General features: G+C 42.0%; 24 protein-coding genes, 2 pseudogenes and 1 CRISPR repeat array (1 of these 27 only partly in view). Of the genes and pseudogenes, 20 read left to right on the top strand and 6 right to left on the bottom strand.

Translation table 11 applies throughout. The features are described from left to right. Window positions 1–9 precede the first annotated feature (9 nt). Window positions 10–806, bottom strand: a protein-coding gene (locus ZYMOP_RS09365) for an IS5 family transposase (protein ID WP_252507399.1) whose coding sequence is annotated in 2 segments (ribosomal slippage) — window positions 10–467 and window positions 467–806 — 798 coding nt in all. Because the reading frame shifts where the segments join, the coding sequence is not laid out codon by codon here. Between the two features lie 194 nt (window positions 807–1,000). Continuing rightward, complete coding sequence (locus tag ZYMOP_RS08995) at window positions 1,001–2,506, bottom strand: anti-phage dCTP deaminase (RefSeq protein ID WP_013945627.1); 1,506 nt, start codon at window positions 2,504–2,506, stop codon at window positions 1,001–1,003. Between the two features lie 104 nt (window positions 2,507–2,610). On the opposite strand from ZYMOP_RS08995, the gene ZYMOP_RS09705 reads away from it, so the two are divergent. From ZYMOP_RS09705 to darG, 3 genes are all read left to right on the top strand, one after another. Next, window positions 2,611–2,898 carry an SWIM zinc finger family protein gene (locus ZYMOP_RS09705; RefSeq protein ID WP_013945626.1) on the top strand — a complete coding sequence of 96 codons (288 nt, stop codon included), beginning with the start codon at window positions 2,611–2,613 and terminating at the stop codon, window positions 2,896–2,898. A 147-nt stretch (window positions 2,899–3,045) separates the two neighbouring features. Further along, window positions 3,046–3,300 carry a hypothetical protein gene (locus ZYMOP_RS08990; protein ID WP_013945625.1) on the top strand — a complete coding sequence of 85 codons (255 nt, stop codon included), beginning with the start codon at window positions 3,046–3,048 and terminating at the stop codon, window positions 3,298–3,300. Window positions 3,301–4,060: 760 nt separating this feature from the next. After that, a complete protein-coding gene (gene darG, locus ZYMOP_RS08985; RefSeq protein WP_013945624.1) occupies window positions 4,061–5,140 on the top strand; it encodes a type II toxin-antitoxin system antitoxin DNA ADP-ribosyl glycohydrolase DarG in 1,080 nt (359 codons plus the stop codon). 592 nt (window positions 5,141–5,732) lie between these two features. Here darG and ZYMOP_RS08980 read toward each other — a convergent pair. Genes ZYMOP_RS08980 through ZYMOP_RS08965 form a run of 4 tightly spaced genes read right to left on the bottom strand, consistent with a single transcriptional unit; the run spans window position 5,733 to window position 7,516 of the window. Continuing rightward, on the bottom strand, window positions 5,733–5,996 hold the full coding sequence (locus ZYMOP_RS08980; protein ID WP_013945623.1) for a helix-turn-helix domain-containing protein: 264 nt from the start codon (window positions 5,994–5,996) through the stop codon (window positions 5,733–5,735). Between the two features lie 5 nt (window positions 5,997–6,001). Further along, a complete protein-coding gene (locus tag ZYMOP_RS08975) occupies window positions 6,002–6,514 on the bottom strand; it encodes a hypothetical protein (protein WP_041582306.1) in 513 nt (170 codons plus the stop codon). 25 nt (window positions 6,515–6,539) lie between these two features. Next, complete coding sequence (locus ZYMOP_RS08970; protein WP_013945621.1) at window positions 6,540–7,001, bottom strand: helix-turn-helix domain-containing protein; 462 nt, start codon at window positions 6,999–7,001, stop codon at window positions 6,540–6,542. 14 nt (window positions 7,002–7,015) lie between these two features. Beyond that, a complete protein-coding gene (locus ZYMOP_RS08965) occupies window positions 7,016–7,516 on the bottom strand; it encodes a hypothetical protein (protein ID WP_252507465.1) in 501 nt (166 codons plus the stop codon). 470 nt (window positions 7,517–7,986) lie between these two features. Here ZYMOP_RS08965 and ZYMOP_RS08960 point away from each other — a divergent pair, with 470 nt between their 5' ends. The 17 genes and pseudogenes from ZYMOP_RS08960 to cas2 all read left to right on the top strand — a co-directional run bounded on the left by ZYMOP_RS08960 (window position 7,987) and on the right by cas2 (window position 24,338). Further along, window positions 7,987–8,304 carry a hypothetical protein gene (locus ZYMOP_RS08960; RefSeq protein WP_013945619.1) on the top strand — a complete coding sequence of 106 codons (318 nt, stop codon included), beginning with the start codon at window positions 7,987–7,989 and terminating at the stop codon, window positions 8,302–8,304. Window positions 8,305–8,428: 124 nt separating this feature from the next. Then, window positions 8,429–8,680 (top strand): GapR family DNA-binding domain-containing protein, encoded by a 252-nt coding sequence (locus tag ZYMOP_RS08955; protein WP_013945618.1) that lies wholly within the window; start codon window positions 8,429–8,431, stop codon window positions 8,678–8,680. A 106-nt stretch (window positions 8,681–8,786) separates the two neighbouring features. After that, window positions 8,787–10,418 carry a helix-turn-helix domain-containing protein gene (locus ZYMOP_RS08950; protein ID WP_013945617.1) on the top strand — a complete coding sequence of 544 codons (1,632 nt, stop codon included), beginning with the start codon at window positions 8,787–8,789 and terminating at the stop codon, window positions 10,416–10,418. Window positions 10,419–10,601: 183 nt separating this feature from the next. Then, window positions 10,602–10,799, top strand: a complete 198-nt coding sequence (locus tag ZYMOP_RS08945; protein WP_174260313.1) for a type II toxin-antitoxin system HicA family toxin — start codon at window positions 10,602–10,604, stop codon at window positions 10,797–10,799. A 9-nt stretch (window positions 10,800–10,808) separates the two neighbouring features. After that, the gene (locus ZYMOP_RS08940; RefSeq protein ID WP_013945615.1) at window positions 10,809–11,234 is read left to right on the top strand and encodes a type II toxin-antitoxin system HicB family antitoxin; all 426 of its coding nucleotides are present in this window, start codon (window positions 10,809–10,811) and stop codon (window positions 11,232–11,234) included. 283 nt (window positions 11,235–11,517) lie between these two features. After that, complete coding sequence (locus ZYMOP_RS08935; RefSeq protein WP_252507464.1) at window positions 11,518–11,790, top strand: type II toxin-antitoxin system RelE/ParE family toxin; 273 nt, start codon at window positions 11,518–11,520, stop codon at window positions 11,788–11,790. 23 nt (window positions 11,791–11,813) lie between these two features. Beyond that, entirely contained in the window at window positions 11,814–12,119 is a 306-nt protein-coding gene (locus ZYMOP_RS08930; protein ID WP_013945613.1) for a helix-turn-helix domain-containing protein, read from the top strand. Between the two features lie 334 nt (window positions 12,120–12,453). Next, window positions 12,454–12,702: pseudogene (locus ZYMOP_RS09605) on the top strand (AraC family ligand binding domain-containing protein); the annotation flags it as partial. 123 nt (window positions 12,703–12,825) lie between these two features. After that, window positions 12,826–13,212 carry a helix-turn-helix domain-containing protein gene (locus ZYMOP_RS09600; RefSeq protein ID WP_252507467.1) on the top strand — a complete coding sequence of 129 codons (387 nt, stop codon included), beginning with the start codon at window positions 12,826–12,828 and terminating at the stop codon, window positions 13,210–13,212. A 457-nt stretch (window positions 13,213–13,669) separates the two neighbouring features. Beyond that, window positions 13,670–15,708: pseudogene (locus tag ZYMOP_RS08920) on the top strand (TonB-dependent siderophore receptor); the annotation flags it as partial. A gap of 940 nt (window positions 15,709–16,648) precedes the next feature. Continuing rightward, the gene (locus tag ZYMOP_RS08915; RefSeq protein WP_013945611.1) at window positions 16,649–18,889 is read left to right on the top strand and encodes a CRISPR-associated helicase/endonuclease Cas3; all 2,241 of its coding nucleotides are present in this window, start codon (window positions 16,649–16,651) and stop codon (window positions 18,887–18,889) included. Window positions 18,890–18,959: 70 nt separating this feature from the next. Then, window positions 18,960–19,628, top strand: coding sequence for a type I-C CRISPR-associated protein Cas5c (gene cas5c / locus ZYMOP_RS08910; protein ID WP_013945610.1), 669 nt, complete (start codon window positions 18,960–18,962; stop codon window positions 19,626–19,628). Continuing rightward, the gene (gene cas8c / locus ZYMOP_RS08905) at window positions 19,625–21,376 is read left to right on the top strand and encodes a type I-C CRISPR-associated protein Cas8c/Csd1 (protein ID WP_013945609.1); all 1,752 of its coding nucleotides are present in this window, start codon (window positions 19,625–19,627) and stop codon (window positions 21,374–21,376) included. Before cas5c ends, cas8c begins: the two co-directional genes overlap by 4 nt. A 5-nt stretch (window positions 21,377–21,381) precedes the next feature. After that, window positions 21,382–22,332 (top strand): type I-C CRISPR-associated protein Cas7/Csd2, encoded by a 951-nt coding sequence (cas7c, locus tag ZYMOP_RS08900; protein ID WP_013945608.1) that lies wholly within the window; start codon window positions 21,382–21,384, stop codon window positions 22,330–22,332. Between the two features lie 3 nt (window positions 22,333–22,335). After that, the gene (gene cas4 / locus ZYMOP_RS08895) at window positions 22,336–23,007 is read left to right on the top strand and encodes a CRISPR-associated protein Cas4 (protein WP_013945607.1); all 672 of its coding nucleotides are present in this window, start codon (window positions 22,336–22,338) and stop codon (window positions 23,005–23,007) included. Continuing rightward, a complete protein-coding gene (cas1c, locus tag ZYMOP_RS08890) occupies window positions 23,004–24,038 on the top strand; it encodes a type I-C CRISPR-associated endonuclease Cas1c (protein ID WP_013945606.1) in 1,035 nt (344 codons plus the stop codon). Before cas4 ends, cas1c begins: the two co-directional genes overlap by 4 nt. A gap of 9 nt (window positions 24,039–24,047) precedes the next feature. Then, the gene (cas2, locus tag ZYMOP_RS08885) at window positions 24,048–24,338 is read left to right on the top strand and encodes a CRISPR-associated endonuclease Cas2 (RefSeq protein WP_013945605.1); all 291 of its coding nucleotides are present in this window, start codon (window positions 24,048–24,050) and stop codon (window positions 24,336–24,338) included. A gap of 210 nt (window positions 24,339–24,548) precedes the next feature. Continuing rightward, a CRISPR array of direct repeats spans window positions 24,549–24,689; the repeat unit is 32 nt; unit sequence GTCGCCTCCTTCGCGGAGGCGTGGATTGAAAC (it continues 947 nt past the right edge of the window).

The following is a 24,689-nucleotide window of genomic DNA, read 5'->3' as shown; positions in this document are numbered from 1 at the left end:
TAGGTTCTGTTAGATCTTGATCCAGTCTGCAGCGGCAGCGATGTGGATAACCGCGAGGAAGCAGGTTGCTGTTTTTTCATATCTGGTAGCGACAGCGCGCCACTCTTTGAGGCGAGCCCAGAGGTTTTCAACAAGATGCCGGCAACGATAAGCCCATTTAGGGCAGGCGACCGACGCATCACGTCGTTTTGCAGGAATGGCTGGTCGAGCCCCGATGTCCCAGATCCGTTCACGGAAAGCATCCGAAGCATAGCCTTTGTCAGCTACGACCCACATGGGAACAGAGGGGAGATGTTCAAGCATGACTGGCGCCATTGGCAGTTCATGAGCCTGTCCAGACGCAAGAGCGAAATCAATTCCTTTTCCGTGTCCATCAGCAATTACACAGACTTTCGTGCCATAGCCCCCGCGAGAGCGGCCAAGTGCTTCACGATGGTCTCGCTCTTCGAAAGAATCCCCTTTTTTTGGGCTCCTGCCGCCTTATGGTGAGCCCTGATGTTCGTACCATCCAGAAAAGTCATTCCGAGTGCCACTCCCTGTTGTTCCTGAACCCGTTTCAACAGGCGGTCCCATACGCCAAGTTTCGCCCAGCGGATGAAAAGCTGCGCTGCCCGCCACCACGGACCCAATTCAGCGGGAATGCTCCGCCATTTCGCACCATTCTCATGTCGCCAGAATATCGCCGATATCGTGCGACGCAGATCATGGGGTGGTGTCTTACCCTTCGGGCGAACTGCCTCAATTAGAGGTTCCCAGATCGACCATGTCTCATCCGTAAAAATACCGGTAACGATTCCGTCTTCCATCCCTTTTATGTAAAAAAATTTAAGATCTAACAGGCCCTAGAATGATTTCTGATTAAGAAATATCAAAGTAGATATCGGGATAATATTTCTATATTAGGTAGTTAATTATCCCGATATTTCACGATATTTTCTATTATATTATTATTTTAAGGAGATTAAAATTTAAAGAAATTTTTTGTAAATATAAAAAGTATTTATGAATTTTTTAAAAGCCCAAGTCGTTTTAAATTATCTTCAGTTTCTTTTATTATTTTTTCTTCTTCTTCTTTATAAGAAAGATAACTTTTTCCAAGGACAAGTTTTGGTTCTGATTTTTCAAAAATTTGAGCATATCCCTCCTTATCTTTCCACCGAATTTTTGTGAATAATTTTGTATATATTTCTCCAACGATACCTATAAATTGTCTAAAAACGACTTTTTTATTATCTTGGCAAATATGATCTGGATCTATTTGAATAGAATCATAAAATAATTCTTTTGCATAGCTTTTAGGATAAGGCTTAATATAAATAACTTCTTCTATTCCTGAAGCTATGATGTGCTTTGCACAATTATGACATGGGAACGTATTCGTGTACATAATACCATTCCTAATTGCATGGCCTCCTCTCGCCGCATCGGTAATAGCATTCATTTCTGCATGTACAGATCTTCCATATTCTAACGAATCCATTATTTGCGATTCTTTAATTGTCTTTGTATTAAAAATTTTGTCTTCAAGCCAATCGGGATCTGCTTCCTCAAAATCTTTGCTTAAAAAACCTTCACCTTTGAGTTTATTAAATAAATCCATAACTACTGCACGTTTACGTTTTTCATTCGAATCAAAACCTAGGGCAAAATCTCTCCCATCTATTCCTTGATTTTTTTCCCAATAGGTTCCTCCTCCCGCTTTGGGGACTTCATTACATCCCAGAGCCTGTATCTCCATATGTGAATTGAAAATGGCAGCTCCGACTTGTCTAGATAAATCAGAAGATCTTCTGGAGGCTGTTAATGCCATTTCCATACCGTATTCTTCTTCTGTAGGCGTTACTGAAAAATCCCCAAATATTATTCTCAAAAATCTATTTAAATCTCTAAATAATATTTTATCATCTGTTGCATCAAGAACTACATCTGATAAGGGAAATGCTTCGCGAACTCTTTGTCCGTTTTCCTCTCCTTCTTCAGATTCATCTATTGCTATTAATTCTCTTGCCTCGATTTTCCATTTTGAGCTTTTTGGGTCTTCTGGATGAGAATTTGATATAGTTTTTGTTAATTTATCAAATCTTTGTTCTTCCGCCTCGTAAAAAGCAATTTGTATATAGTTTTCTCCATAAATTTTTCTTAAAAAATCAGTTTCTTCGGGTCTTTTTATTTGATTTATAATATAAGCTTTTTTAATAAATTTATTATTTTCCCTATCTTGATTTATTTTATGTATAGCAAGTTTTGCCATTATATTATGATCAGTAACTTTTCTAAGATTATTACATGCTTCTATATAAGATTTTATTCTTGTCTCGAGAGGAAATTCTTTTAGATTCAATTTTTGAATTTTTTTTAAAAAATGAGTGATATGAATATCTGTAGTTTCGTATCCATAATTTTTTAATTCGCTTTGAATCTTTTCAACGATTTTTGTATTTTCATATCCAATTTTATGAACAATACCAATAAATAATTCATTTCCTTCGTCTTTGTTATTAGACATAAATATCCCCTGTTATTAATATGATTCATTTTTATTTTTAAAAATTTTATCTTATTTTGTAAAAAATTAAAATGTTTTTACTTTAAAATTTTTTGGAACACTTAATGGAAGACGCTTTAATATTTTACATTCAAGGTTCGGCTAAGTCGCCTTATCGTATAATTGCAGAAGGCGAAGGTTCGTCTTTTAAGATCTTTTGTTCTTGCCCCTCTTGCAAACGTAGGGGCGGTAAGCCCTGCAAGCATATCTTTGCTCTGCTACAAGGCGATATAACCAATCTTGTCAGTGATAACGCTGACGAAGTTTACGAACTCCGCGCAAGAAGCGAAGGTAGCACCACACTAGAAGTTTCGGCCTTGCCAGCTCAAACACCGGCCTATTCGTCCTCATAATTTAGCCGTAAAGATTTAGAAACCATCGAAGATGTCGTTTCTGAACACAAAGAGGAATTTGAAAATCTTGGCTGGGCTACGAACTTTCAGGACGAATGGATAAAAAAGGATGATGGTACCCGTAAAAAGGTAAAGCGTTTTGCACTTATGGAGCGTTTTAAAAACGGGAATCCCAAAAGAAAGCCAAGACTTACGTTAGACTACACGCCTTTTGATATAGAGCCTTCTAAGAATAATCTTTCTGAATTGGCATGGCACGAATTGCAGTCACGTAGTCGCCCTTGGAGCGTAAAGGGCAAGGATTCCCGTTCTATAGGGACGTGGAAGAATCCTTATGTGCCAATAGTTTTATTCATCGAGATTGCCCGCGAGCTAGGAGCTGATTTAGCTATCAAAAGTTGAATCTTTTAGGAAGTAGGCCATTTTTAGTTCTAGCTTAGCTCTAAAAATATTACGTAAATACGTATGTAGCTATTTACGTGTTTACGTAAATTTTATCTAATTAACTTTCTGCTATCCGCTAAGCCAATTAGCTCAACGACAAACCTTTGAAAGCTGAATATAATCCCGCGACAACGAACTAACAAAGCACCCCAATGTTCTAACTCTGAAAGTTTGTATTATGCTATCAAGCCAGACTGACTGGAGAGATGACATCAAAATCGCTGATTAAATCAGAGTGTCCTTGGTCAAGAAATAGCGGTAAAATTTGTCTAATGTTGCCAAAAATCTCGAATTGACTTAAATGTGGAGTTCTGCGTTGAAATGCGTTGGGTGGGGCAGAATATTTTGTTAGATTGTCCGCTTTATAGGCCTAAATACAGGCATTTATGACCTGTCTTGCGTCATATTCCGATGCGTAAAAATCGGGGGGCAAATTTATCGCGGGTTTCGGCTGGCATTGAACGCAAAGGGTCTGAAAAAACATTCTTGAAATAATATTGCTAACCATCGGTTAGACATTATTAGGTAAATTTTAGACATAAAAAATCTGTCAGTTGTGCCTCATATTGATAAGCGAGGCAGATGCGTTACCTTCATACCATTCACATGATGGCGATCGAGATAATTAAAATAAAGGCTTTTTCGCAATACGTATCAACGCATATAGCTAAATACGTATTTAAGTAGACAACTACGCCCGACCGGAATGGTATTTCTGATGATTATATTCACGCAAGGCAATTTACTAGAAGCTACAGTCGAGGCTCTTGTTAATACCGTTAACACCGTCGGAGTGATGGGGAAGGGTATTGCGCTCATGTTTAAAGAGCGCTTCCACGAGAACTTCCGCCTGTATTCTGCTGCGTGTAAGGCTAAGGAAGTTCAAATCGGTAAGATGTTCGTTACTCCAGTCTATGAGCTAGGAGAAACCCGCTGGATTGTGAACTTTCCGACTAAGCAGCATTGGCGTAATCCGTCACAAATAGAATGGATTATAAAAGGCTTGCAGGATCTACGGCGTATCCTGATCGAAAAGAATATAAAATCTATTGCTATTCCACCTTTGGGCGCTGGCAATGGAGGGCTGCCATGGAAAGAGGTTCGTGAACAGATCGAGCTAGCCTTACGTGATCTCGATATTGATATTTTTGTATTTGAGCCGACTATCCAATACCAAAACGTGGCTAAGAGGACGGGCGTAGAAAAATTAACGCCTGCGCGAGCCTTAATCGCTGAACTAGTGCGTCGATACTGGGTAATGGGTATAGAATGTAGTTTGCTTGAAATTCAAAAGCTGGCTTGGTTTCTTCAGAGAGCTATTGAACAGCATTCTCCAGATAATAATCCACTGAATTTAGATTTTCAGCCACATAAATATGGCCCTTATACTCATCAGCTAAACTACTTGTTGAATAGTCTAGATGGCAGCTATCTTCATTCTGATAAACGTATCAGCGATAGCGATCCGCTGGATGTTATTTTATTTGTTGATAAGCGCAAAGACGATTTACAGGCTTATTTAAAAAGTGAGGCCAAGCCTTATAGGCAAGCGTTAGAATCTGCTGCCATGCTTATTGATGGTTTTGAGTCTCCCTTTGGGATGGAACTTCTGGCTACAGTTGACTGGTTGTTAACCCGCGAAAATATAGAACCTAATGTGCCAGCTTTACGTAAGGGATTACGTTCTTGGCGAGGGGGTGCTGATGCGGCCTTGCGTAAAGACCGAATTTTTAATGACCGATCTTTGGGGATTGCCCTTGATCGCTTAACTAAAATCTCTACGCCATTACAGGCGTAGAGTGTCTTATCTCTTCTTTATTGAGGATGCCATTAGGCCGAAATACTCATCTATTTTCAATTAGGCACTTATCTATAACGCCTAAAATAAAGGTTTTTTATGAATATAGATACGTTTTAGCGTATATAGCTAAATACGTATTTAAGTTAATAGCTATTGACGTTGTTACGTTTTATGGCACGAAAGAAGTCGTGGTAAGATAACTGACCTAGTCTGCTTAATTATTGCGGTAGAAGCTTCCGGTTAATCAATACAAACTATCTGCCTATCGGAAACCATTTGATTCCATATGAGGCTTTCGCTTGAGTTATTGTCACTGGTTACACTGTTATGGAATTTAAAAGCAGAGGTCAGCTCGGTGACTATCTCTATCATTTATGAGCTTTGGGAAATTATACGTAAATGCGTATTTAGCTATATACGTATTTACGTATCATATAACCTAACACTTCTTATATAATATTCGGTTAGCAGGGCGAGATAATTTAAAGATACAGCCTGTTATTAAAATAGGAAAAACAGAAGGCTGAATATCAATTTCACAGGGAATTGCTGCTGTTAGAAATAAAAGGTCTTTTGCTTCTTAATTTAATTAAAAGAAATCGGGTGGAGGAGCTGGTGCTGGAACAGCATTTGCTTCGAATGCGAACAAGGCAAATTGTAACCAAGAGGGTTCCCGTTTTACTATCCCATTTTCAAAGCGAGAAATAGATTGTTGCGTAGTGGTGAAAATGGCACCCCGTTTTTCGGCTTCCTTAGAAACCATATCGGCTAGCTTTTGTGCACTCCATCCCCTTTTTATCCGAGACTCTCGAACAAACTCGCGGAGTCTATCTAAATCCGTTAAGTTATCCATCTGACCTATTCGTTGTAAAGCAAAGGGTGAGATAACGCGACCGGAAATTTTTTTGCCAGCGAAGATGCAATATTTTGTTTAAGCGACCATGAATCGCTAAAATTTACATCCAAAGGAACTAATAAACTCAAAAATAAATCTTTGAGTTTATCCTCGCTTGGAAGAATATCTTTGTAAACAATCCTATTTTTATCATCGTCTTCTGATATTATTTCATCCGAAAAATTTAATTTTTTTTCTTCTTTTGTTACAGAAGGTTTAGATACTACAAAATCTGATAGCTTAGTCTGTTCCAATAAAGCCGCTTTTACATAATTTAGCCACAGAGGTATCGATTTTATTTTTCCATTTTCAAACAAGGAAATGGATTGCTGTTGTAAGTTTAATTTAACGCCATGACGTGCAGCCACCTGTTTTGCTTCGTCAGCTAACTTTGCTGCCGTCCAGTTTATACGTTTACGCTCATTTCTTATCCATGTACGTATTTCGTCAATTTTTGAGATACTGGTCTGCGTCATAATATCCATTTATACCAAAAGGACATTATTGAAATAGGTTTATTTGTTCTAAGCCTTTTGGAAGACGCTGAGCTAAAATGCTAGCAATTTTTCGTTTTAATTGAGGAGTTATGTCCTCTTCCACTGGAGTTAAAAGACCCAGAAACAATTTTCTAAGATCTTTTTCTTCAGGAAGGCCTACATTTTTTGATGCATTACATTTTGTTAAGGTAATGGAGTTCATCGTCGGAGAGATAGGGTTATTCTCAAATGCAGCCATTACATAAGGCATCCATGACGGAATGCTCTTAATTTGCCCAAGCTCAAAGGCAGAAATTGATTGCTGCTTAAGATTACTTTCGACGTTTCTTTGTTTCGCAGTATTGCGCGCTTCTTCAGCGAGTTTTGTTCGACTCCAGCCTCGCAGCTGTCGTTCTTCAAAAATCCACTTACGGAATTTTTCAACAGTTCTCATTTTTGAAACAGCTTTTTCAGGAGAGCTCACCATGAATATTAATTAGCTTACTGAAATAGGCTTATTTGTTCTAAGCCTTTTGGTAAGTGTTTTGCTAATACATTCGCAATTTGATGCTTTGATTCCAGAGAGACATCTGTCTCAACTGGAATAAGCAGTCCTAATAGCAAGTTTCTTAAAGCCTGTTGGTCAGGTATCTTTATTTTTTTTGAGCAATTTTTAGTAATATTATGATTTTTTTGGGTAATTTCTTCGGTTTTTAATTCTTTTGAGGTTTCCAAACCAGCAATAGATACAGACGAGACCTCATTGATTGGGTTGTCTAAGAAAGATGCATTAACATACTCAATCCAGTATGGAATGCTTTTTAATCTTCCCAGTTCTAACGCAGAAATCGACTGTTGTTTCAGATGTAAATCTACCCCACGGTTTTTTGCAGATTTACAAGCTTCTTGCGCTAAACGTGCAGCTGTCCAGTTGCGTAAGCACCGCTCTCTACGCATAGACTGGCGCATGGCCTCGAGTCTTTGGAATTCTTCTGCTGCCATTCTTGTCATAATCATCAATTTTAATGCACAAAAAAATTTTAGGCATCAAAAATACAATCAAAATTTACAACTGAAGTCTAAAAAATTGAAAAAAAAGTTGTGTTTAATATAATTGATGGTATTGAAGTGTAATATACAATTACTTCAATGAGCATGCTATGATTCTCTGTCCATTTATAGGTCAAAAAAATCAAAAAGACAGTCATTATTTGTATGATGTCTTTCTGTCGAATGCTCAAATTAAACTAATTTGTTTTTAGTAATGGTAAAAAAAACTCCAGATAAAAGAACAGATATAGGGAAGTTATCTTCCCAACTATTTGATTTAATAGGCAATAATCATGCGCCTTGTTCTCAAATAACTGGCCGTCAATCTCTAAAAATCTTTTTAAAATCTAGCACTAACAAGACAGCCGTAGCTCGTCTTTCATTGGGGCTGCCGGTTTCACTTTTGGTGAAGAGTAAGATCAATGACAATTAAAACAGCCGAAAATATGCCCTCCTTGGTCGATGACGAGATCAGCACATTCAAGCAGAAGATTAGCAACGCCCTATATCTTTATATGGGGCAGATGGAATGCGGTCTTCGCCTTCTTATGGATCGTTTGGAAGGTATTCGCCGAGCGGAAGAGACCCGTTCTTATACCTTGCTAGGAAATGTCTCAAAAGATGAATTTATAAGATTTAATACTGAAATATTAAGTCATCTGGAGGCTATCAAACGTTCAGCGACTAAGGCGAATGAAGGCTTGGCGGGCTTCATTGAAAATTTTGGCTCGTCCTTATGACCCCTTGTTTTTTCAGCCTTTCCTATTTGGAAAAGACCTGTTCTGTTTCCAGCAGTTTCAATCTTGGGTTTCTGGTCGAGGCCTTTTCGGCAACCCCTTATCTTCTCATCGGAGAGACTGTCTTATGAGTTCAATTCATGCGACCGAAGAGCTGACTGAAAAGCTCCAATCTATTATCAGCCTTGAAGAAGAAAAGGCAGGTCTGGATGAGCAGATTGCCGAGGCTTATCGGGATCTGAAAGGCCAGAAATACGACATCAAGAAGGCCAAGCTTGCGGTCAGCCGGTCGCGGAAAGGCCATCCTGAAAATTCTATTCGTATTCTGATTAATGAAATCGTCAATGATCGGGCGATGAGCCGGAAGCTTGTTCCGTGATCAGAACCAGCGCCCCCTTTCCTCATTTTTCTATCTCAATTTCAGATCTGCCACAGCGGAGAATCTTCGCTGTGGTTTTTTTGTGTCCGAGACCGGAGCCCTTGCCATGACTGCCTCTTCTGCTTCTGTGACTACTTCTGCGCCTTCTTCATCCTTTGAAGATAATCCTTTCGTGGACAGACTGGGCCGTTTCAAGCGTGGCACTTATCGGACTATGCTGGTTCAGACGGGCATGTCCTATGCCCATGCAAAAGAATTAACGGAACAGGCCGCAGAGGAGCACAAACAGGCGCGTGCTCAGGCAGAACCTGATATACCCGCCTCTAAAATAACGGTTGATACTGAGGCTCGTTCTGTAACGCTTTCTGAGGCGAGAGTGGCGCCAGTAGAGCCTTTCGATGCTTATAAATTCATGCGGGAATTACAGGATTCAGGGGTAGACGGCGCTACGGCTGCACAGCTGGCTCATAAAACCTATCACGAGCGCAAACAGGCGGCTAAAAATCCCTTTAGCGAGGTTGAATATTGTCAGCAGTTGATCGCTCAAGGGGTATCCAAAATTGATGCGGCTGACATTGCGCGCAAGACAGCAGAAGCGCGTTTTCGTGATCCGTTAGAGCGCAGCGGCATTCGTTTGCGAGCAAGGCGAAAGGCGATGCGCGATCCGGTGCATCGGGACTCTTATGAAGTCGGTGAACGGGAGCATTTAGTCTGGAAGCCGGTCAATCCGCAAGAGATCGGGGCCTATCTGGAGGCTATCGATCAGTATTCGGTTCAAACTAAATCGCTGGGGCCTTTGGCCGTCCGTATTTTGAAAATCATGTTTCGATTGGTCGACTATAAGACAGGGCGGTTAGACCCTTCGATAGAGTTTCTTTGTGAGCGAGTGGGCTGTGCCAGAGCAACGATTATCAGGGCGCTCAAAGACATGCGCGATTGTGGTTTTATTCGCTGGATCAGACGCTCGGTAAAATTGGATACCGAGGGGGCAGGGCCACGCCGGAAACAGGTCAGCAATGCCTATGGCTTTTTGTCGCCTGCCTCATGGCCGGAAATAGCAAGAGAGACTTTCAATCGGGTGATGCGTCGTAAGAATATCCCTGTGCCCGATGATACCGCCTGTCATATAGAGGCGGATCACGCCGCTACTGAAGAGATGGTCGATAGTCTGCCCACTGACGAATGGGTTGACGAGATATTTGCTCGACAGCGGGCTCAATATCCGGCCAGTCAAGCAGGCAAGAAAGAGACGTCCAGTGAGCTGGCAGAAACGCTTAAACGGCTAGGCGCGGCTATCGAAAAAGAAGAACAATCAGAAGGGGATAAACAGCCCTTAGAGGCTGTTTTAGACGAGGATAAAGCATCGTCTCAAAAACCATCCAATGAGACGACGAAAACGCCCCAAATTAGGACGAATGAGCGCGAGTTCAATTCTGATACTCTATCCCGTTATTGTTATTTATCTTATAACTCTTCTCCCCATTCTAAAACTGAACATGATCAAGCAGAGCGGCGCACTCCTGCTACCGCAGGTGCACCGCAGCGTTATTCTGAAACTAAACCTGATAAACCTGACAATAACCCTGACGTCGCTACCCTCTCAAACCGTGGCTACAGACCTGATCAAATCTCTACCATCCTCAACCACCGACAAAAACGTAAACAAGCCGGATTAATGACCCTCTCACTCGAAAGTATCGCTGACCTCCTCATCAAAACCAGACAGATGAAACCTTGATCAACAGCCTAGCAGCGGCTCTCCTACCTCACCTGCGGTACTGTTCGCTCCGCTCACAGGCTCGGCGAAGAAGAAATTGGAATTTTCAGGGAGTTACCCAACTTCTAACAATTCGCATTATCGAAATGTAATAAAAAGCTAATCGTTAAAAACCAAATTATAGCGATTACATCGGCTCAATAAATGTGTATTATACACAATATGAAGAGTCGTGATATGATCAAAGAAGTTGAAAAAGCAGGATGGATACTCGATCGAACACGTGGTTCTCACCATGTTTTCAGACATCCCCATTACTCTCATCATATCACGATACCACATCCTAAAAAGGAACTTGGTGTTGGGCTTGTTCGGGCTATCCGTAAGCAAGCCGGATTATAGGAGAAGTTTATGCGTTATCCTGTTGCTATAGAGCCAGACACGAAATCTACGGCTTTTGGTATTGTCGTTCCGGATTTACCCGGTTGCTTCTCAGCTGGTGATACGATGGATGAAGCTATTGCCAATGCTGAAGAAGCGGCATCCGCTTGGATCGATGCCACATTAGATAGCGATCAAGCTATTCCTGAACCTAGTTCTATCTCGGATTTATATAAAGACCCTGATTATAAAGGATGGTCTTTCGGCTTTATCAATATAGATCCCGCTTTGTTGAGTGATAGAGTAAAGCGGGTAAACATTACTTTACCTGAAAGAGTTCTTAAACGCCTTGATCTCTTGGCCAAAAAGTCAGGCGAGACCCGTTCCGGCATGATCGCTTCTTTGACCCTAAAAGCTCAAAAACAAACAGATCATCGCTCAGCTGTTATGATCTAACAAGTAGTAATGCAAATATAGCACCATATATTTTATAAGGTATGTCGAAAAACATAGAGCGCCAATTATCGGCGCTCTTTTTATATCGACATAGATTTTCGTCTAACTTTGCCTAATAAATCCGAGCTATTAGACTAAATATTTAGGAACGATCAGAAAACACCTGTTTCTGACAGATTGTATATAATACATTGAATTATAGTCCATTGTATTATATATTGTTATAATGGCTTTGTACACGATCGCTCAGACACCGCTTTTTATAAAACGATCCCAACAGATTATGACGGAGAGCGAAATAGAAAATGCTATAAATTATATAGCTTCTCATCCGAATGCAGGCGTTTCTCTTGGTGGAGGATTAAGAAAAGTTAGAATACCCCGAGAGGGTAGCGGGAAGAGTGGAGGATTTCGAATTATTCTGGTTTTCGGAGGAGAACATATGCCTGTCTATTTATTAACCGTATATGCCAAAAGTGAAAAAGACAATATCTCTTCTAATGAGAAGAAAGAACTTATTGCTCTTAGCAAAATACTAATATCTTCATTTAATTAGCTGATGAATAAAGGAATTATATCATGGAAGGTTTTAACTTAGTCGATGACATCAAGCAGGGTCTTACTGAAGCGATTGCACATGCTAAAGGAGATCTTCCAGATTCTGACTTTCGTATCCATAAAGTCGAAGTAAAAGATTTAGATGTTTCTGCTATACGGAAACGGACTGGGTTATCTCAATCTCAATTTGCTCAAAATATTGGTGTTTCAAAACATACGTTAATTGGCTGGGAACATAAACGGCGCAAACCTAATGGTGCATCAAAAGTGTTATTGAATCTAATCAACAAAAAGCCAGATATCGTCCAAGAATTTTTGACTTTATAGCTAAAGCCACTCGTAAAAATATGCTCTAAGTTTTGTGAATAAAGGGAATCCATATTCTTGATTGTGGCTATCATAAAAAATACTGGATTATAATTATAATCCACTCAAAGGCAGTTAATCCTCCTACCCGATAAAATCGGGAGCAATCTGGCGTACATAGCAAAAATACGCTACTTACAGTTTACCCTTTTATGATTACTGATCGCCACTCAATTTAACAAATTAATAGGTTCTAAGCTTATACGCTTAGGGGCGCGGAGGGCAATTTTGTCAAAGTGATGGACAATCAAGTGATGTATGGGCTATTTCTTTCCCTCTTTGTGAACGTAGCATTATGAAGCGCACGGCTGATCTGCCGCATCATCCTCCACCCGTTGTCGGCTTTGCGGATTGCTATGTTGGCGGTTTTGTGGATGGGTTCCATACCCATGACCGGGGACAACTCTCCGTATTTCAGACTGGAACTGTTACAGTTAACACGCATAATAGTAGTTTTGTACTTGGCCCAAGTCAGGGCATGTGGATTCCTGCAAACACGCTTCATGAAGCGACATGTCGCACTGATTTGGTGTTTCAGGTTATCTATGTTGATCAATGTCTCACGAATGATGATCTGTCATGCAAGATATTTGATGTGTCTTCTTTGATGCAGGGTCTAGTGGACGAGATCATTGCCATGCAATTTGCTTTCATGATGAATACCCGCATGTCGACCATAGCACGGCTTCTGATAGATGAAATAGAACGTGCGCCTCGGATCGCCGAACGCTTACTTTTTCCGTCAGATCGCCGGTTACGCCGTGTGTGCGATGCAATTATAGCCCAACCCGGAGATTGCCACGATATCGATTATTGGGCAAGGGAAGCAGGCATGGCTCGTCGCACATTCACTCGCCTCTTTCAACTGGAAATAGGAATGGGGTTTGCCGCGTGGCGTCGTCGGGTAAGGGTGATTGAAGCTGCATCCCGTATAGCATCTGGTCAGCCAATTGCTAAAGTCGCTTATGATCTCGGATACGAGAATGCCGGAAGTTTCAGTACGATGTTTCATCGCACCTTCGGCGTTGTCCCAAGTGCGTTGCGGTCCAGCTAATCAAGGCCATTCTACCCGTAAAACGTCCGCGCTATCCCCTCGTTACTTGCTTGCGGTTTTTTTTCTTCTGACCATCTGAAAACAGATTTTTATGATGATCTCCTGCTTAGAGTTTATCGAGAATATCGGCGATCAGGCTGAATTTCTTTGTGTTTGGGCCAAGAAAGAGTTCGTAGCTTGATGCTATTAATTATGAGTGCAATTAATTCTCATTATTAATAGTAATATTGACCAGTTTTCCTCCTACAGGAAAAACTGGCTACAGAATGAGTTGAGTATGCCGCGCAGCAGGATCATCTACACAATCCTTTTCTTGTTTGCCTTAAATGACAGGGCAATTGCAGCCGATAAGGAGAAAAAGAACGCGAGTCTTCAGAAAACTGGAACGACTACATCTAATTAGTCCGGTGGCAGTGGCAGTCAAGCTGAAGCTCTGGTCATGGATACCAAGCAGCTTGAAGTCTGGGGTCGTAAAAGTTCAACCATGGCCTCTTCCGCAACGAAGACAAATACGCCCCTTGTAGAAACGGCTCAGTCTGTCACTGTCATTACCCGTGATGAAATGGATGCCCGAGGCGTATTAAATCTTAACCAAGCTGTGCGTTACGCGGCTGGTGTTACGGCAGATACCCGTGGTGGGGAAGGTACGCGTTATGACCTCTTTGATCTGCGAGGCTTTACTGTACCAACATTTCTTGATGGGTTAAAACTTCAGGACAGTCCAACAGGTTTTGCGGTTGCCCAGACTGATACCTCGCGTCTTGAACGTGTCGAACTACTCAAAGGGCCAGCCTCTGCGCTGTATGGTCAATCTAGTCCTGGTGGATTAACAGCCCAATCAAGCAAACTCCCAACCAATCAAAGGTTTTATGGTAGCGTGAATGCAACCGGTGGGATGTTTGATCTCTATCGCGTTGATGCCGATATTGGTGGTTTTGTGACGAAGGACGGCCTTGTCCGCTATCGGATTTATGGAACGGTGAATGGTCAGCACACCCAACTTAGTAAGACAGGTAGTAGACGTTTTAGCATAAGTCCGTCTCTCACATTGGGGGGGATGGGCCAACAACAATTACCCTTTTGGGTAACTATCAGTATGATCCTGAGAGTGGTTCCTATGGTGGTGTCCCTTTGGTCGGGTCTCTCAAGCGTGCATCATATGGCTATCTTCCACGTAATTTTTATGACGGAGATGCGTCTACGGAAAAATTCAATCGCAAGCAAGGTGCCATCACCTATATCTTTAACCACCGCTTTAACGACGACTGGAGCTTCAGCACGCGTGGACGGTATGATGATATTAAAACCATCTACCGCAGTGTGTATAATAATGGCTATTATGATAGCGATGATGGAAGCAGCGGCGAGATGTTATCTCGTTCTGCATATGGTACACAGGAACATACTTACAATCTGGCATTCGATAGTCAGTTCAAGGGGCACGTCCGTACGGGGCCGTTTCAGCATGTTCTAATGTTCGGTTTTGACTATATGCAGCAGAAAGCAAAGGATGCTGAAGCCTACGGCGATGCACCCGACCTTGATGTCTTGCACCCTGACTATCATATGACCATTCCAGATATGACGCCTTATCTGAACTATCTGACAAAATTACATCAGATAGGGATTTATGGTCAGGATGAAATTCGCTGGAATCGTCTTATTATTACAGGCAGTATTCGCAATGACTGGTATCGGTCTCATCAGGTCGAGTATCTTACCCCTTCTGATACTCATCAGAGATCAAGACAGATAACATGGCGCGCCTCTGGTCTTTACCATTTCGATTTTGGACTCGCACCTTATATCAGTTACTCAACCTCTTTCCAGCCGCAATCAGGTACTGTTTCCAATGATGGTGGTACTACGTTGCACCAAGCTAATCCTTCCATTGGTAAACAGCTTGAAGGTGGTTTGAAATACCAAATTCCCGGTACTTCTATTTTACTTACTGCTGCTGGTTTCCATATCGAGCAGAGTAACGTCCTCGTTTCCGTTGCCAATACAGGCTACAATGTACAGAGTGGGTTGGTTCATTCTGATGGGTTTGAATTCGAAGTCCATGCGAAAGCATGGCGCAATCTTATGTTAACGGCTGCTGTCAGCTTCCAAAAGGTCAAGGATGATTCGACCGGAAAGCCATTGATCCAGTCGGGCAAAGGTAATGCTTCTCTGTTCGCTTTCTACACTATGCCTTCAGGCCCTTTGAAAGGGTTCGGCTTTGGAGGAGGTATGCGTTATTCCGCAAAAACCTATGGTGGTGAAGCAACTTATGGAAGTGTATGGCTTCCACAATATGTGCTGTTCGATGGATCCGTTAGCTATGATCTTTCGAACCTATCTCACTCTCTCTATAGGTGGAAAATATCGGCAAGTGTCCGCAATCTTTTTGATCGGCATTATATTTCAAACTGCTTTGCTTATGGTTCGGATGGAGAATATTGCTACTACGGAGAACGTCGTAACGCACAAGTCAGCATAGGATATAGTTGGTAATCATTTTGGGACGTATGTGGTTGAAGCTATCCATGTGGAAATAGTCAATTGAGAGGCGTTTCTTGTCTATCTTACTGGCATGGATTGTAGGTAGTGCAGAAGCCCTAGCGATTGAGAAAGAATTGAGAGAATGAAAAAGGATGCGGCAATCCAGATCCTCTTATGAATCGTTGCCGGTATCTTTTTTTGGGGCGAAAAGGAAGTTCTTAAAACCCATCTTCAGAGACGATCTCGTCAGGATTCTGCGAAAAGTGATTTTGACCTGTTTGGAGTGGTAGTCCCATCCAAGCCCTCGGCGTAGAGATGTCGTTTTTTATGCATTTTCTGGTCTTATGCAGACAGGCTATAAATGCCATGGATATAGCCTGAGAACGGCTTTATTTGATCAAATAGTCAGATTTTCACGCTATGCATATTTATGCACCCTCGTTTCTTTTTTCTTGACCATATTTTGTCGAAAAATCAAGCTTGTTTCTCAAAACCTCTGTCTTCTTTTTTCCTGTCCTTCAGATTGCCCTTGATGTGGCTATAGCAGGGAGTTGTGGAAACGAGCTTGTAAAGAAAATTTGATTAAAATAATTTTGAAGAACAGTTGGTACAAAGGATCAGAGAATATCCATTAAATGACTTTTTATCCTTTCTGTTACCTGTTGACTGGATCAGCCTTTCGGTACGAGAAAGATATAGAAATAAAGCTACCTGATTTCTTTTTGAGCAAAACTGCCTATAGACGTTTGGAATTATAAATGTCCCAAGAGAAGACGCTTTTCAGCGTGAGATAGTTCCAAAAGAGGCCTTCTGTTATACCAACTTGGTAAATTATTCATCTATATTGAATAGCATTCGATTTAATTATTCAGTGTTATTTCAAATTTTTTTAAATTAGGATAATATTAAAGAAATATAATAATAAAAAATCATTGCTCTTGGTAAGAAGAAGATGACAACATATTATGCACATAGCGGGGGCCATTTAGACAAAAGCGATTGGCAAACAATACCAGACCACGCTTTTTCTACAGCCAAACTAGCGGCCGAGATGGCCCGTCCTTTTGGCCTTCAACAGGCTGCATTCGTTGCGGGTCTTTTCCATGATCTTGGGAAATATTGCACTGCGTTTCAGAAGCGTTTGGAAGGTGATAATATTGCTGTCGATCATTCAACAGCAGGGGCTATTGAGCTTTTAAATATTACCAAGGGACGTAACAAAGGTATGGCAGAACTCATTAGTTACGCCATACTTGGCCATCATACTGGTCTGCCAGACCGATCTAACGAAACTAAAACCTGCTACAATCAGCGGATATTACAATCATCTCAATTAGATCTCGTATGGAAAAAAGATCTCAAACCAGAGGTTTCTGATCTGTCCCCAGAAATGGTCAAACAATTTTCGGGCGGGCTAAAAGAAATTGCGTTTTCTTATGCGTTCATGGGGCGTATGATTTTTTCGTGTCTGGTTGACGCAGATTTTAAAGACACGGAAGCTTTTTATGCGAAAATTGGTCAAATATTACCTAATCGGGAATGGCCGCAGCTTAACGAACTCATTGATCCTTTTATCACTCGCTTTGAAAAATATATAGCAAGTCTACCTAAGAAAGGTGAACTAAATCAGCTCCGCTCTGATATTTTAAGTTATGTCCGTCAGGGGGCCAATCATGCGGCAGGTCTGTTTACTCTGACCGTTCCAACAGGTGGTGGCAAAACGTTGGCGTCTCTGGGCTTCGCACTGGATCATGCGAAACAGCACGGTCACAGACGTATTATATATGCTATTCCCTTTACCTCTATCATTGACCAAACATCTGCAATTTTTCGTTCTGTTTTGGGGGATGAATATGTTCTTGAACATCACGCAGCGATGGATATAGAAATATCTGGTACCAAAAATACAGAGCAGAAAGATAAATTAAAACTCGCTACCGAAGACTGGATCGCGCCAGTCGTTGTGACAACCACCATACAACTGTTTGAAAGCCTTTTTTCTGCACGTTCTTCTCGCGCTCGAAAGCTACACCACATTGCTGGCTCTATAATTATTCTGGATGAAGCGCAAACGCTGCCTCGGCATCTTCTGTTGCCCATCATGCGGGTTCTTGATGAACTGGCAAGTCACTATGGTTGCACTATAGTTCTTTGTACAGCCACGCAACCGATGCTTGGTAGGCGTCCTGGTTTTGAGAATGGTTTGCCAATTGAAGGGCGGGAACTGGCTCCTGATCCCCTGCATCTTGCGGGTAAATTAGCTAGGAATCAGGTTAAGTATGGTGGCATAATGGACAACTCCGCATTGGTTGAGGCGTTGAGGGTAAATTCGCAAATTTTAATAGTGGTTAATAGCCGTCGTCATGCTTTAGAACTCTATAATTTAGCGAAAGAGGCGGATATCGATGGATTGGTTCATCTGACTACACGGCATTACGCTGTTCATCGTCGCCGTATTCTTGCTGATATACGAAACCGGCTTGAAATAGGGCAGCCTTGCAGATTGATTTCTACTAGTCTTATCGAGGCCGGTGTTGATGTTGATTTTCCTGTCGGTTTCCGCGCAGAAGCGGGGTTGGATCAGATTATTCAAACTGCTGGACGTGTTAATCGAGAAGGCAAACGAAAAAAAGAAGATAGCCTTGTAACCGTATTTACTTCCCCTGATTATCCCCCGCCTAGGGAAATAAAAGACCTGATCGGGGATATGGGAAGAATAATCGGGAACCATGAGAATATGGCAAGCCCTATGGCTGTCGAGGATTATTTCCGTGAAGTATATTGGCGGCTGGCTGATGGGCTTGACGAAAAGAAAATCCTTGATCGTTTTATTCTAAGTAAAAGCGCAACAGATTTTGCCTATCGTCAAGTAGGAACAGATTTTCGAATGATCGAAAACGGAATGGCGCCTGTCATTGTTGCTATCGAAGATAAGGCTAAAAAAGCGGTAGAGAGTTTGCGGGTAAAAAATATTCCGTCGAGCAAAATCGCACGAGAGTTACAAGGGTATATCGTTCAGATTTCACCTAAAGATAGAGATGCGTTGATCCAAAACGGACAGGCTCGTTTTGAAGAACCTGAGTTACGTGGAGATCAGTTTGCAATACTGCAAAAAAATGATTTTTACCAAGAAGATGTTGGATTAATTTGGGAGAATTATGATCATCTGTCAGTAGATGACATGCTAATTTAAATATATAATTCAATTAAAAATAAATTAATTTTTAATATATAATAAAAATGTTTTATCATGCGGAGGCACGATGTCTTACGGGATTCGACTTAGTGTTTGGGGCAATAATGCTTGCTTTACTAGACCAGAATTTAAAGTAGAAAGAGTTTCATACGACGTTATGACTCCCTCTGCTGCGCGTGGCATTCTGGAAGCAATTCACTGGAAGCCTGCTATTCGCTGGATAATTGATGCGATCCATGTTTTGAAACCGATCCGATTTCAAAATATCCGGCGTAATGAGGTCGGTAGCAAGATATCCCCGAATAAAGTAAAATCTGCAATAAAACGCGGCCATCTAGAAGGACTAAATCTACTCGTTGATAAGGATCGCCAACAGCGCGCCTCTGCTATTTTAGTCGCTCCAGCCTATGTAATTGAAGCTCATTTCGTGCTGACAAACAAGGCTGGAAAGGAAGATAATGAAGGAAAGCATCTCGATATTTTTAAACGTCGGGCTGTGCGAGGTCAATGCTTTCATCAACCATGTCTCGGAGTACGAGAATTTGCTGCATATTTTAAGCTCCTTGACGATTCCGAGCAAATACCAACGGCGATTCCAGTCGATCAGGATCTCGGATTTATGCTTTTCGATATTGACCATGCAAAAGCGGGCCACCCGCCCATGTTTTTTCGAGCTATAATGGAACAGGGCATCGTAAAAATTCCATCCCCTAACTCGCCGGAGGTGAGACGATGAGTGTGATAGCCTCTCTAGTGGAGGCCTATAAACGTTTTCCAGACACCCCTCCATTTGGCTATTCTGCTGAACAGATCAGTTATGTTATCTCGCTTAATGACGATGGCACTGTTGCACATGTCGTTGATCTACGAGTGGAAGACGGGAAAAAACGAATCCCCAGAAAAATGTTTGTTCCCCATTCTGTAAAACGGGCGGCTAATATTACATCCAACTTTTTGTGGGATAAAACATCCTATGTCCTTGGAATAACGGCGAAAGAAGCAAAACGCACGGAAGATGAACACCGTGCTTTTGTTGAAAAACATATAAACGCTATTGGTGATTCAACCGATGCTGGGTTACGCGCCTTTCGACTCTTTCTTGAAGGTTGGCGTCCTGAGTATTTTACTGGCCCTGTTTGGCTGGACGAGATGAAAGACCAAAACGTTGTTTTTGCGTTAGAGAGTAATCGTTTAAAAAATATTTATTTGCACGATAGTGATGCGGCAAAATTATTATGGAGTAGAATTTTTTCTGAAGACGAGAAGAAAAATGATATTTGTCTAGTTACCGGTGAGGCTGGTAATATTGTTCGACTTCATCCGTCTATTAAAGGCGTATGGGGCGCCCAATCTTCAGGGGCGACGCTTATTTCTTTTAATCTTGAATCCTTTACCTCCTATGGACATAAGCAAGGTAGAAATGCGCCTACTTCGGAAGCTGCAGTTTTTGCCTATACGACAATGCTTAATTATTTCCTTGATCGTGGTAGCCATCATCGTCTTCAGATAGGGGATGCATCTACCGTGTTCTGGGCAGATGCGGGGGATAAACAAGCCGCAGAAGATGCAGAAAGTTTATTTTACACATCTATTGATATCGACGATCTACATCAAAAAGAAGAAATCTCCACAAACCGGCTCCGAGAAACACTCGCGCGCTTGCGAAGAGGAGAGCCAATTGAGCTGGTAGAGCCTGAACTTGCTAAGGGCGTCCATTTCTACATTCTGGGATTAGCCCCTAATGCGGCGCGCCTTTCAGTACGATTCTTCTATTCTGATAACTTTTGTGATTTGATACGTAATTATCAAAGATTTGTATCTGATATGCGTATTGAGCCGCCACCCCGCGAAGAATATCCTCCTTTATCGCGTTATCTTTTAGAAACCGCAGTCTTGGGAAAACGTGAGAATATTGTGCCTAATTTGGCTGGTGAATGGTTTCGCTCAATACTGACAGGATCTTCCTATCCGCTTACTCTTATGTCTTCAGTCATTAGACGTATTCGTGCAGATGGCCAAGTTAATGGATTGCGCGTCGGTATTCTCAAAGCTTTGTTAGTTCGTAATTTTAATAGGAAGGATGTGCCTGTGGCACTTGATCCCGATAACATAAACAAAGGCTATCTACTTGGCCGGTTATTTGCTGTTTATGAACAAATCCAGACAGCCGCGCTAGGCAGCAAGGTGAATGCAACGATTAAGGATAAATTCTACGGATCTGCCTCAGCCCAGCCCCGAAAGGTGTTTCCCGTTTTAGACAAGGGTTCTGCAAATCATCTTTCTAAAATTGGTAAAGAGAAACCTGGATTCCGCATTGTACTAGAAAAGACAGTTGCCTCTATCATGGAGAAAATGCGGCCAGATGCGGATCCATTCCCGACATCATTAGCAGCTCAAGATCAAGCGCTTTTTGGTCTTGGTTACTACCACCAGCGTAGTGAATTTTTCAAAAAGGCGAACAATACCGCCATCTCAGAAGAGTAAGAAATATGACTGTAATAACTAATCGTTATGACTTTGCACTTGTTTTTGATGTAGTGAACGGCAATCCGAATGGTGACCCTGATGCGGGTAATTTGCCGCGCGTTGATCCTGAAACTAACCGCGGGCTGGTTACTGATGTAAGCTTGAAACGCAAAATACGAAACTATGTCGATCTTGCTCGTCATGCAGAGGAAGGCTTTCATATTTACGTTGAGGAAGGCGCCATCCTCAATAATAAAAATAGGGAAGCCTATACAGCCATTCGGGGCGATGATCTGAAAAGTGGTAAAGGTGGAAAGTTAAATCCTGAAAATGATGGTGAAGCAAAAAAATTAACCGACTTCATGTGCCGCAATTTTTTTGATGTGCGGTGTTTCGGTGCCGTTATGGCTACGGGGGTGAATTGTGGTCAAGTGAAGGGCCCTGTGCAAATGAGTTTTGCGCGCTCAGTGGAACCGATTTTACCTCTTGAAATTACAATTACCCGCATGGCTGCAACAAATGAAGCTGAAAAGAAAAAAGGGTCTGAAGGCGACGATTCAAACAGTCGATCTGATAATCGGACTATGGGACGGAAGCATATCGTGCCTTATGGTCTATATGTCGCGCACGGTTTTATTTCTGCTAAATTTGCTGAACGTACTGGCTTTTCAGAACAAGACCTTCAACTTTTATTTGATGCACTCAAAAATATGTTTGAACATGACCGCTCAGCCGCTCGGGGTGAAATGGCGACACGAAAGCTGATTGTTTTTAAACACGAAAATGCACTTGGCAATGCTCCAGCTCATATTTTGTTCGATCGAATAAAAATTGGGCGCAGTATAGATAATCAAATCCATCCGATCGACAGCCGTTTGGATAATTTGCCACCCGCTCGCGCTTTTTCTGACTATATTGTCGATATAGATCGCGAGAATTTTCCTGCAGGAGTCGAAATTCTCGAACTTATTTGATCAATGGTCGATAATATTCCTAAAACATCTAAAATTGACGGAGAGCCTATCCCGCTCTCCGCCTTGCAGCACGCTATCTATTGCCTTCGTCAGGCTGCTTTAATTCATCTGGAGCGCGCTTGGGCAGACAATCGCTTTACTGCAGAAGGCCATGTTCTTCATGCTGTTGCCGACAAAATAGGGCATAGGAAGGTTCGTGGTATTCGTCGGGTTATGGCATTGCCAATTATGTCAAGGCGACTGAATATTTTGGGCGTAGCTGATATAGTAGAATTTTTGCCGGACTCTACCGGAGAGACGGCGTTTCCTCTTGAATATAAACGCGGGAAACCTAAGCCACATAGAGCCGATGAGGTTCAGCTTTGTGCTCAGGCTTTTTGCCTTGAAGAAATGACAGGTCGTTCTGTGCTAGAAGGAGCATTATTTTACGCACAAACAAAACGCCGTGTCATTGTGCCTTTTGATGATGAGCTGCGTAATTTAACAGAAACAACCATTGTTGCATTACGTAATATTTTGTTATCTGGGGAAACGCCTCCGCCCACAAATCGACGAGAACGGTGTAAAGCGTGCTCTCTCATCGAAATATGTCGTCCGAAAATTGTAGCACGACCAGTGCGCATCTGGCGCGCTCATATGGTTGACAGTATGACATCCTTCGGTGAAGATATATGAAAAAACTGCTTAATACCATGTATATCACGACCGAAGGCGCAAATCTTCGGAAAGATGGTGAAAACATTGTAGCAGAAATAGATGGAACAGAACGTAGTCGCGTTCCGTTGCACATGGTTTCTGCCGTTGTCGTATTTGGTGCTGTGTTTGTAACTCCGCCTTTAATGGCTGCGTTGGCTTCTGCTGGAATTACGCTGACTTTTTTAGATCGAAATGGTCGGTTTCAAGCGCGATTGGAAGGGCCTATTTCCGGAAATGTCCTTCTTCGACGCGCACAATACCGTGTATCTGATCAGTCTAAAGAGATCGTGAGATTTTTTCTTATCGGTAAAATATTTAACCAACGCGCTGTATTACGACGCGCATTGAGAGATTATGGATCTGATTACAGCCCTCAAGAGCGTGACAGGTTAGAAACTGTTACTGATCGCCTTGGCTATATAATACGTCGAGTTGAGTATTCTGATAGCACAATCGACTTATTAAGAGGTTCGGAAGGTGAAGCTGCTGCGCTTTACTTCTCTGTTTTCGATTATCTTATCCGATCTCCAGACACGACCATGCGGTGGACAGGGCGGTCGCGTCGACCACCTCGGGATCGAGTCAATGCAATTTTATCTTTTCTTTATACTCTCTTGACACATGATTGCCGTTCAGCTCTTGAAAGTATAGGTCTTGATCCAGCGGTCGGATTCTTGCATCGGGATCGTCCCGGTCGTCCCAGTCTTGCGCTTGATCTCATGGAGGAATTACGACCGGTTTTAGCAGATCGTTTAGCTTTATCTTTAATTAATAGACGGCAATTACGCTCTAAAGACTTTATATTGCAAGACGGCGGAGCTGTGCTAATGACGGATGATTGTCGCCGTACAGTTTTAATAGCTTGGCAAGAGCGAAAACGGGCGGAAAAACAACACGTTTTCTTGGATGAAAAGGTTCCTTTTGGATTGGTTCCTTATATACAAGCACAAATGCTGGCACGGCATATTCGTGGTGATATTGATGCCTATCCGCCTTGGTTCTGGAAATAGGAAATTATTGTGTTGGTTCTGGTAACTTACGATGTCAGCACGACGGAAGGGAACGGGGCAAAACGTCTTCGTGCAGTCGCAAAAGCTTGTCGTGATTTCGGACAGCGTGTACAGTTTTCTGTATTTGAAATTGAGGTAGACCCTGCTCAATGGGTAAAACTTAAGGCGCGACTAGAAGATATTATCTTACCAACAGTGGATAGTCTCCGCTACTATTATTTAGGGGCTCACTGGCAAAAACGGATAGAACATGTTGGGGCAAAGTCTGCGACGGATTTAAATGCCCCGCTCATCATCTAGTCTATCTTCTATTCCTGATACAATTTTTCTTTGGTGCGAACCACAAGCGTGCTGCACGACTCGCGGAGGTTCGCATCCAGCTTTGTTATTGAAATTACGCAACAATTTTGTACCCAAAAGAATACTGTTACCTTAAAGGATTTTATTATCTCCCTCTTCGCATATTTACCCTTTTAATTTTAATCTTTTCTGTGCTTTACAATAGGGGCGGTCGCCTCCTTCGCGGAGGCGTGGATTGAAACGATGATAAAGCCGCCAAGGCCGTGAAAGACGAGGCGTCGCCTCCTTCGCGGAGGCGTGGATTGAAACTCTCATGATGCTTGCGCTTTTGTTGTCATGAATGTCGCCTCC

It is taken from the genome of Zymomonas mobilis subsp. pomaceae ATCC 29192 (assembly GCF_000218875.1).
Taxonomy (GTDB): domain Bacteria; phylum Pseudomonadota; class Alphaproteobacteria; order Sphingomonadales; family Sphingomonadaceae; genus Zymomonas; species Zymomonas pomaceae.
The sequence above is the reverse complement of the archived record's forward strand: the minus strand, read 5'-3'. Positions and strand labels throughout refer to the sequence as shown.

Excerpts from the sequence above, each read along its gene's own strand:
- ZYMOP_RS08980 (WP_013945623.1), bottom strand. The coding sequence starts at position 5,996 with ATGGATAACTTAACGGATTTAGATAGACTCCGCGAGTTTGTTCGAGAG.
- ZYMOP_RS08995 (WP_013945627.1), bottom strand. The coding sequence starts at position 2,506 with ATGTCTAATAACAAAGACGAAGGAAATGAATTATTTATTGGTATTGTT.
- ZYMOP_RS08945 (WP_174260313.1), top strand. The coding sequence starts at position 10,602 with ATGTGTATTATACACAATATGAAGAGTCGTGATATGATCAAAGAAGTT.
- cas7c (WP_013945608.1), top strand. The coding sequence starts at position 21,382 with ATGACTGTAATAACTAATCGTTATGACTTTGCACTTGTTTTTGATGTA.
- ZYMOP_RS08930 (WP_013945613.1), top strand. The coding sequence starts at position 11,814 with ATGGAAGGTTTTAACTTAGTCGATGACATCAAGCAGGGTCTTACTGAA.
- ZYMOP_RS08915 (WP_013945611.1), top strand. The coding sequence starts at position 16,649 with ATGACAACATATTATGCACATAGCGGGGGCCATTTAGACAAAAGCGAT.
- cas5c (WP_013945610.1), top strand. The coding sequence starts at position 18,960 with ATGTCTTACGGGATTCGACTTAGTGTTTGGGGCAATAATGCTTGCTTT.
- ZYMOP_RS08990 (WP_013945625.1), top strand. The coding sequence starts at position 3,046 with ATGGAGCGTTTTAAAAACGGGAATCCCAAAAGAAAGCCAAGACTTACG.
- ZYMOP_RS08955 (WP_013945618.1), top strand. The coding sequence starts at position 8,429 with ATGAGTTCAATTCATGCGACCGAAGAGCTGACTGAAAAGCTCCAATCT.
- ZYMOP_RS09705 (WP_013945626.1), top strand. The coding sequence starts at position 2,611 with ATGGAAGACGCTTTAATATTTTACATTCAAGGTTCGGCTAAGTCGCCT.
- ZYMOP_RS08935 (WP_252507464.1), top strand. The coding sequence starts at position 11,518 with ATGACGGAGAGCGAAATAGAAAATGCTATAAATTATATAGCTTCTCAT.
- ZYMOP_RS08970 (WP_013945621.1), bottom strand. The coding sequence starts at position 7,001 with ATGGTGAGCTCTCCTGAAAAAGCTGTTTCAAAAATGAGAACTGTTGAA.
- cas1c (WP_013945606.1), top strand. The coding sequence starts at position 23,004 with ATGAAAAAACTGCTTAATACCATGTATATCACGACCGAAGGCGCAAAT.
- darG (WP_013945624.1), top strand. The coding sequence starts at position 4,061 with ATGATTATATTCACGCAAGGCAATTTACTAGAAGCTACAGTCGAGGCT.
- cas4 (WP_013945607.1), top strand. The coding sequence starts at position 22,336 with ATGGTCGATAATATTCCTAAAACATCTAAAATTGACGGAGAGCCTATC.
- ZYMOP_RS09600 (WP_252507467.1), top strand. The coding sequence starts at position 12,826 with ATGTCGACCATAGCACGGCTTCTGATAGATGAAATAGAACGTGCGCCT.
- cas8c (WP_013945609.1), top strand. The coding sequence starts at position 19,625 with ATGAGTGTGATAGCCTCTCTAGTGGAGGCCTATAAACGTTTTCCAGAC.
- ZYMOP_RS08960 (WP_013945619.1), top strand. The coding sequence starts at position 7,987 with ATGACAATTAAAACAGCCGAAAATATGCCCTCCTTGGTCGATGACGAG.
- ZYMOP_RS08975 (WP_041582306.1), bottom strand. The coding sequence starts at position 6,514 with ATGACGCAGACCAGTATCTCAAAAATTGACGAAATACGTACATGGATA.
- ZYMOP_RS08950 (WP_013945617.1), top strand. The coding sequence starts at position 8,787 with ATGACTGCCTCTTCTGCTTCTGTGACTACTTCTGCGCCTTCTTCATCC.
- ZYMOP_RS08965 (WP_252507465.1), bottom strand. The coding sequence starts at position 7,516 with ATGGCAGCAGAAGAATTCCAAAGACTCGAGGCCATGCGCCAGTCTATG.
- ZYMOP_RS08940 (WP_013945615.1), top strand. The coding sequence starts at position 10,809 with ATGCGTTATCCTGTTGCTATAGAGCCAGACACGAAATCTACGGCTTTT.